The organism is Clostridium sp. SGI.024 (assembly GCF_050315195.1).
GTDB lineage: Bacteria > Bacillota > Clostridia > Clostridiales > Clostridiaceae > Clostridium.
Genome location: NZ_JBNPON010000106.1, coordinates 1 through 6,024, shown reverse-complemented (window position 1 = coordinate 6,024; position 6,024 = coordinate 1). Strand labels below are relative to the sequence as shown.

At 27.0% G+C, this 6,024-nt stretch carries 8 protein-coding genes; 2 read left to right on the top strand and 6 right to left on the bottom strand.

Annotated elements, in window-relative coordinates; all coding sequences use genetic code 11:
• Positions 1–54 precede the first annotated feature (54 nt).
• The 5 genes from ACQRD5_RS16575 to ACQRD5_RS16555 form a co-directional block, all read right to left on the bottom strand.
• Positions 55–1,062, bottom strand: a complete 1,008-nt coding sequence (locus ACQRD5_RS16575; RefSeq protein WP_294167332.1) for a C45 family autoproteolytic acyltransferase/hydolase — start codon at positions 1,060–1,062, stop codon at positions 55–57.
• Positions 1,063–1,180: 118 nt separating this feature from the next.
• A complete protein-coding gene (locus ACQRD5_RS16570) occupies positions 1,181–1,939 on the bottom strand; it encodes an ABC transporter permease (RefSeq protein WP_294167341.1) in 759 nt (252 codons plus the stop codon).
• Positions 1,923–2,834: an ABC transporter ATP-binding protein gene (locus ACQRD5_RS16565; protein WP_294167334.1), complete on the bottom strand. Its 912-nt coding sequence runs from the start codon at positions 2,832–2,834 to the stop codon at positions 1,923–1,925. Before ACQRD5_RS16565 ends, ACQRD5_RS16570 begins: the two co-directional genes overlap by 17 nt.
• 163 nt (positions 2,835–2,997) lie before the next feature.
• On the bottom strand, positions 2,998–3,606 hold the full coding sequence (locus ACQRD5_RS16560) for a helix-turn-helix domain-containing protein (protein WP_427747073.1): 609 nt from the start codon (positions 3,604–3,606) through the stop codon (positions 2,998–3,000).
• A 27-nt stretch (positions 3,607–3,633) separates the two neighbouring features.
• A complete protein-coding gene (locus ACQRD5_RS16555; RefSeq protein ID WP_427747072.1) occupies positions 3,634–4,398 on the bottom strand; it encodes a class I SAM-dependent methyltransferase in 765 nt (254 codons plus the stop codon).
• Positions 4,399–4,516: 118 nt separating this feature from the next.
• Between ACQRD5_RS16555 and ACQRD5_RS16550 the strand changes: the two genes are divergently transcribed.
• Together ACQRD5_RS16550 and ACQRD5_RS16545 are read left to right on the top strand one after the other, a co-directional pair.
• The gene (locus ACQRD5_RS16550) at positions 4,517–5,146 is read left to right on the top strand and encodes a CPBP family intramembrane glutamic endopeptidase (protein ID WP_294167337.1); all 630 of its coding nucleotides are present in this window, start codon (positions 4,517–4,519) and stop codon (positions 5,144–5,146) included.
• Positions 5,147–5,259: 113 nt separating this feature from the next.
• Positions 5,260–5,523 carry a hypothetical protein gene (locus ACQRD5_RS16545; protein ID WP_294167339.1) on the top strand — a complete coding sequence of 88 codons (264 nt, stop codon included), beginning with the start codon at positions 5,260–5,262 and terminating at the stop codon, positions 5,521–5,523.
• 152 nt (positions 5,524–5,675) lie between these two features.
• Here ACQRD5_RS16545 and ACQRD5_RS16540 read toward each other — a convergent pair whose 3' ends face one another.
• A complete protein-coding gene (locus tag ACQRD5_RS16540) occupies positions 5,676–5,927 on the bottom strand; it encodes a hypothetical protein (protein WP_294167340.1) in 252 nt (83 codons plus the stop codon).
• Positions 5,928–6,024 lie beyond the last annotated feature (97 nt).

The following is a 6,024-nucleotide window of genomic DNA, read 5'->3' as shown; positions in this document are numbered from 1 at the left end:
GTCCAGCAAGTCTATTTGCTGGACTATATTTATTTCATAGGAATTTATAAAAAATTATTTAATTTTAAAACGTATATCTTCTTTGAATTTTTTACGGCTTGGATTTCCTTCAACTCTCCAAATTTTATTACGGGTTAAGTCATAAACAACAGACCAGACAGTATCAGCATTAGTCTTTCTATTATACTGACACATAAAGCCATATTTACCACTTAATACATCCATAGCAAAATCTACTGAATATTTATCAGGATTATTTATTAAAGTATTTCTAGCTGTTTCATATCTATCTTGTGATCGCCAATCATCTATTTCTGTATTTCTATATTCATACATTTCAGAGCTATTAAAGCTATTTGCAGTAGCAACAAAATCTTCTCCATCTCTTGGAGTTATTACAACAACCTTTTCACAATTACATTCTACTACAGCTATATGTCTAGTTTTATCTGCAAGGGTAATAGTTTGTTGTGAGGCAATTGGAAGGGTTTTAAGAGCTTTAATTGCTTCAGCAGTAGTTTTACATTTTTCAAGAAGATATCTTACAAGAATTCCAGCATTAAAGCCTGGTTTCCATACCTTAGGATAAATAAAGGTTAAACCTACAGCTAGTCCTTCTTCGTTAACACCATCTTCCATTTGAACAAAGGCAGTAGTATTTCCATTAAAGGAATAACAACCATCTAAGTTATAAAGACAGTTCATATATAACTTTTCTAAGCTTACTAAAAAATCACTATTTCTTGCAAATAAAATTTCTTCTCCATTACTTATGGCAAAGGAAGTACACTTATTATCAAATTTAAAGCAATACATACTAAAGAGCATTCCACATAAATACTCAAAGGAAATTTCATTGCCTTCAGCAATTCCTCTAACTTCATCAACTATTTCAGGATATAATTCTTCAAATATTGCTTTGCAGTCTCTACCAAATTGAATTCTTTCTTCGCCAACAGTATATGTTGGACAATTATCTAACTTCTTTCCATTTTTATTAAGTAATGCACCCCACTTATAGCCTGCTTCATAATGGGTTCCTTTAAACCTTCCATGATACATATATTATCCTCTCCAATTCATAAAAAAAATGAGCTTCCGGACCTCTTAATTTAATTATAAGTAAATAAAAATTTATATTCAATAACTATAAAAATTGATAATAATTATCAAAAATACTTTATTTTAAATCTTCATTACAGAAGTATTTAAAGGTAGCTATAAATCCTGAGAATGAAAGAAATAAAATAATAATAATTGATAGTGAAATGGGATATCCTTTGGAAAGAAGAGAGCCTTTAATAAGAAAAAATGTAGCAGTCCATGGATAAATAGCTCCAAAGTTGTGGTTACTTAATGCAGCACTTCCCATTACTACAGCTGCTGAAATAACCATAGGTGCAACAAAGCCCTTTGTTTTCATTGCTAAATAAGAAAAGGGAGTAGCTGTAAAAAATATTAAAACACCACTATATAAGAATTTCATTAACCAATTAAATGTTACAGTAAGGTTAAACTCACTAATAGTAAATATACTATGATAAATTCCTGAAAATACTAGAATCCCAGCCCAAGTAATTATATTAATAAGTAAAGTTAAAAGTAGTGTAACTATATATTTACCTATAAGAAGCTTTATCCTAGAAACAGGAATAGGTAATACTGTTTTTAAAGTGTTATCTAAGTATTCTCGGCTAAAGATATAACTAATTATAGCAACACAAATCATCATATTCATAAGTAGCATAGCATATAAAAGACTATTATCATAAATATCACTAAGTGTAAAAATACGCTCAGGATGTTCAAAATGAGTTTGAATAGCTTCTATTAGCATCATAGCTGGTACAGCAAAGGCTCCAATAATACATAAAATAATAATTTTTGAATTCTTTAGTTTTTTCATTTCACAAGATATAAGGTTAAGCAATACCCCCACCTCCAATTAAGTTTTCAAAATAAGCTTCTAAGGTTTCTTTGCAAGGATTAAGTTTATTAATAGAGATATTATTTTGAACTAAGGACTTATTTATATCACTTATATTTTTATAGTTATCATAAAGATAGATAGTATTATCAATAATGGAGTAATCCTTAATAGAAAAGTTATCTTTCAATATCTTTTCTGATAATTTAGTATCTGAAACTGTTATTTCAATATAATGTTTTAGTTTGTCTTGTAATTCTAAGATATTAACTTCTTCAACTAATTTTCCATTATTCATAACTCCAATAACATCTGCAATTTGTTCTATTTCACTTAAAACATGGCTTGAAATAAAAATAGTAACTCCCTTTTCATGACTAAGCCTTAATAAAAAGGAACGAATTTCTGATATTCCTATTGGATCAAGTCCATTTATTGGTTCATCTAAAATAAGAAGCTCTGGATTATGCATAATAGCAGCAGCAATTCCAAGCCTTTGCTTCATTCCTAAAGAGAAATTAGAGAAGGTCTTTTTTTCTTCTGTGTGGAGTCCAACAATTTCAAGGGCTTCTTGAACTTCTTTTTTAGAAATATTACCATGTAATTTAGCTAAAAGATTTAAGTTATCTCTAGCAGTAAGGTTTTGATAAAAACCAGGAGTTTCAATAATTGAGCCTATTTTTTTATAAAGATTGTTATTTCTAAAATCCTCTCCAAATAAATTAATATTTCCTTTTGTAACCTTAATAAGCTTTAGCATCATTTTCATTGTTGTTGTTTTTCCAGCACCATTTCTGCCAAGTAATCCATAAATTTTACCCTTTGGAACATGAAGATTAATATTATCAACAACAGTAGAACTACCATATTTTTTTGTTAGATTTTTTGTTTCAATAACATATTCCATATCTATACTTCCTTTCAATTTTATTTTTAAAACTTGACTACAAGTTATAATTTAATTATTAGAGCCTATGGCAGAAAGTACAAGAAACCTATTATCACAACAAGAAAAAAGCCATGACACTTATGGTGCCAATGGCTATTTTAAAGGCTTTAGAAGGTTATTACTATTTGCTGTTTTTAATTAGTAGTGCCATCTTAGGCATTAAAAATAGAAAAAGAAATATTGTTACATAGGGCTGACGAGAAGCTGCAAAAAATAGTATGGCTAAGGAGTGCCATGTAATTGATACATATTTCAATATGGTAAACTTCTTTTTATCATCAAAAAATTGTAATATTATTTCTGTATTACCTACCAATGACATTACAATAATTAAAGTATAATAAATAATACGAATTGAGGTAGGGGATTTAGTATATTGAAGTAAATTTACAGAATAAATATACCCATCAATCTCTTGTCCATAGAAGGGTAAAAAGATATAGGCAAGAGCCATTAAATCTAATATTCCAAATATAAGACTAGATAGCTTGCTTATATTTGATTTATTTTCATTTTCAGCAGCTTGAAGTAATTCATTATTTGAAAGTAATTCATCTATTGAAACTGAAAAAGTTTTAGAGATGTTTTTTAGAGACTCAATATTTGGATAACCTTTTCCACTTTCCCATTTTGAAATAGCAGTTCTTGAAACATATAGCCTTTCTGCTAGTTGTTCTTGAGTCATATTATGTTGTTTTCTTAATTCCTTTAATTTTTCATTAAACTCCATAGTATCTTCTCCATAGTATTTATATAATTATTTTTTCTTTGCAATAAGTAAAAATCTATGGATATTTCCTTGAATCACCCCATATTTTTCTAATAACTTTTGTGCATTATATAAATTTTCTAAGTTATCCTTTACTGAGAAATTTGGAAATTCCCATTCTATAATATGAGCAAACCAAATAAGTGCACCAACATCAAAAAACTTAATAGGTCTATAGGCTTCTTGTTCATCAATTATTGTAAATCCAGATTTTTTAAATTTTTCAACTGCAATATTAAGGTATTGTTCTGGAAAAGGTAATTCTGGAACATTAGTAAGAAGTAATTCTACCAATTCTCTATCATTTTCAGCACCTACTTGCTCTGTGATAAATATTCCACCAGACTTTAAAACACGATAAATCTCCTTTGGATTGAAGTCTCCATGTCTGTTAATTACTATATCAAATTTTTCATCTTCAAAGGGTAAAATATTACTTCCATCTGCTTCTCTAAAGTCTATACCTAATGGTAATAATGTCTCCTTACAAAGTTGCACTTTTGGGGCATAACCCTCTGTTGCACTTGTTTTTTTATTTGAATGCTTTAGTGATAGAAGAAATTCTCCACCACCAGTATCTATGTCAAGTAAATAATCTTCTGGTTTTAGATATTTTTTAATAATTTCACTATAGTTCCAGGGCAAATCATTTTCTTCTTCATATCTACCATGGATGTGTGAGAAATCCCATCCTTTTATATGTGCTACTTTTTCTTCTTCTAACCATTCTTCAACTAAGCCTTTTTTATCCATTTTAATTACTCCCTTCCGCATTTATACCATTTTTTAGATTCTTTAAGTTAATTTTATACTAAAATATAACTAGGAGTAAAATAATATATAGAGATAGGGGGATTGGAGGTTATTATATATGAAGAAGATAATTAATATAATATTGTGTTTAATTGCATTACAGATAGGAAGGTTCAGCTTTAAAACCTTAGCTTTTCTTTTCTTAGATAAAAATTTTATAACAGATGTTATAGTATCATCAATATATATGATTATAATAATTATATTTAGTATTATAAGTATAAAGAAAAATGAGCTTGGATTAAATATTTTCCCTAAAAGATTTAATTGGAGATATATAGTAACTTCAACAATATTATTTATATTTATTTTTACAACACCTATAATTACGAAAAGCAATTCGCTATATGATGTATTAAGCTTAATATATGGATCAATTATTACTGTTATATTTGAAGAAATAATATTTAGAGGCTATGTTTATAAGAAAATTAGCATTATAAAAAAAGATTTATGGGCATATATAATTTCAACTCTTATATTTGGAATATGGCATTTAGGATATATTGATACAGTTATGTGGAGAGTTAGTATGATATCACCAAATGCTAATATAATGAACATAATGTTTTGGAAGGTAATAACTGGCCTATCCTTTGGAATTGTAGTAGGGTTTTTTAGATATAAAAATAAAAATGTATATTCTTCAATTATAGTACATGCATTATTAAATACATTTGGTAGGTAGAGGCTATAGAAATATGATATTTGATTATTTATAATGATATTTATAATTACTTATTGTGTAATTACAGGGTAATAAATTTAATCTAAACAATTTATATAAGGTGGTGAAATATCATGAGTCATAACAGTTTTTTTAGTAAAAGTAATAGCATTAAGATAACACATATTATTTTATTTATTGTTACAGCAATGTATATATTAGAATCTATATTTATTAGAGGACTATTTACTAATGTTTATTTAGCTTTAATAAATATGGGATTAAGTATTATTACACTTATAATATCAGCTATAAAGAAAGAATATAAATTAGTAATTATTGATTTTATTATTCTTATAGGAACTGTATCAATATTTACATATTTAATATATCTTTAAATTTTATTTTTATATTAAATGTTAATGGATAAATAATAATGAAATTAATAAAAAGTTTAATTTGTGGTTGTCTTCAATAAGGAAGGTAACACAAGATTAAACTTTTTTATATTTAATATATATATTATGAAAGTAGCATTTGTTCAATTTCTTTATCTGTGATTTTTTTCTTCTTCATAGTAAGCAATGCCATTTTTTATATCTGCTTTTAAAACAAATTTACGGAACAACCAATTTCCTTTAATAATATCATTTCCATAGAAAGTGATTTCATTTTTTAATGATTTAGGGCTTATGTCTCCAGACCACCCAATGATTTCTGAAGAATCTGTTGGAATCATACTACCTTGGTTACTATAAATTCCTGACATACCATTTAAAATAAAACCTGAATTATTCATCATCTAGGGATTCAATATACTTTTTTCTTTTAGAGATACCTTTAATATCATTATTTAATTCTAATGCATAGATATTCATTTTCTTATCCCCCTATTCAAT

Bases quoted from the DNA above. Each gene is read 5' to 3' on its own strand.
- ACQRD5_RS16550 (WP_294167337.1), top strand. From the start codon at position 4,517: ATGAAGAAGATAATTAATATAATATTGTGTTTAATTGCATTACAGATA.
- ACQRD5_RS16545 (WP_294167339.1), top strand. From the start codon at position 5,260: ATGAGTCATAACAGTTTTTTTAGTAAAAGTAATAGCATTAAGATAACA.
- ACQRD5_RS16560 (WP_427747073.1), bottom strand. From the start codon at position 3,606: ATGGAGTTTAATGAAAAATTAAAGGAATTAAGAAAACAACATAATATG.
- ACQRD5_RS16575 (WP_294167332.1), bottom strand. From the start codon at position 1,062: ATGTATCATGGAAGGTTTAAAGGAACCCATTATGAAGCAGGCTATAAG.
- ACQRD5_RS16540 (WP_294167340.1), bottom strand. From the start codon at position 5,927: ATGATGAATAATTCAGGTTTTATTTTAAATGGTATGTCAGGAATTTAT.
- ACQRD5_RS16555 (WP_427747072.1), bottom strand. From the start codon at position 4,398: ATGGATAAAAAAGGCTTAGTTGAAGAATGGTTAGAAGAAGAAAAAGTA.
- ACQRD5_RS16565 (WP_294167334.1), bottom strand. From the start codon at position 2,834: ATGGAATATGTTATTGAAACAAAAAATCTAACAAAAAAATATGGTAGT.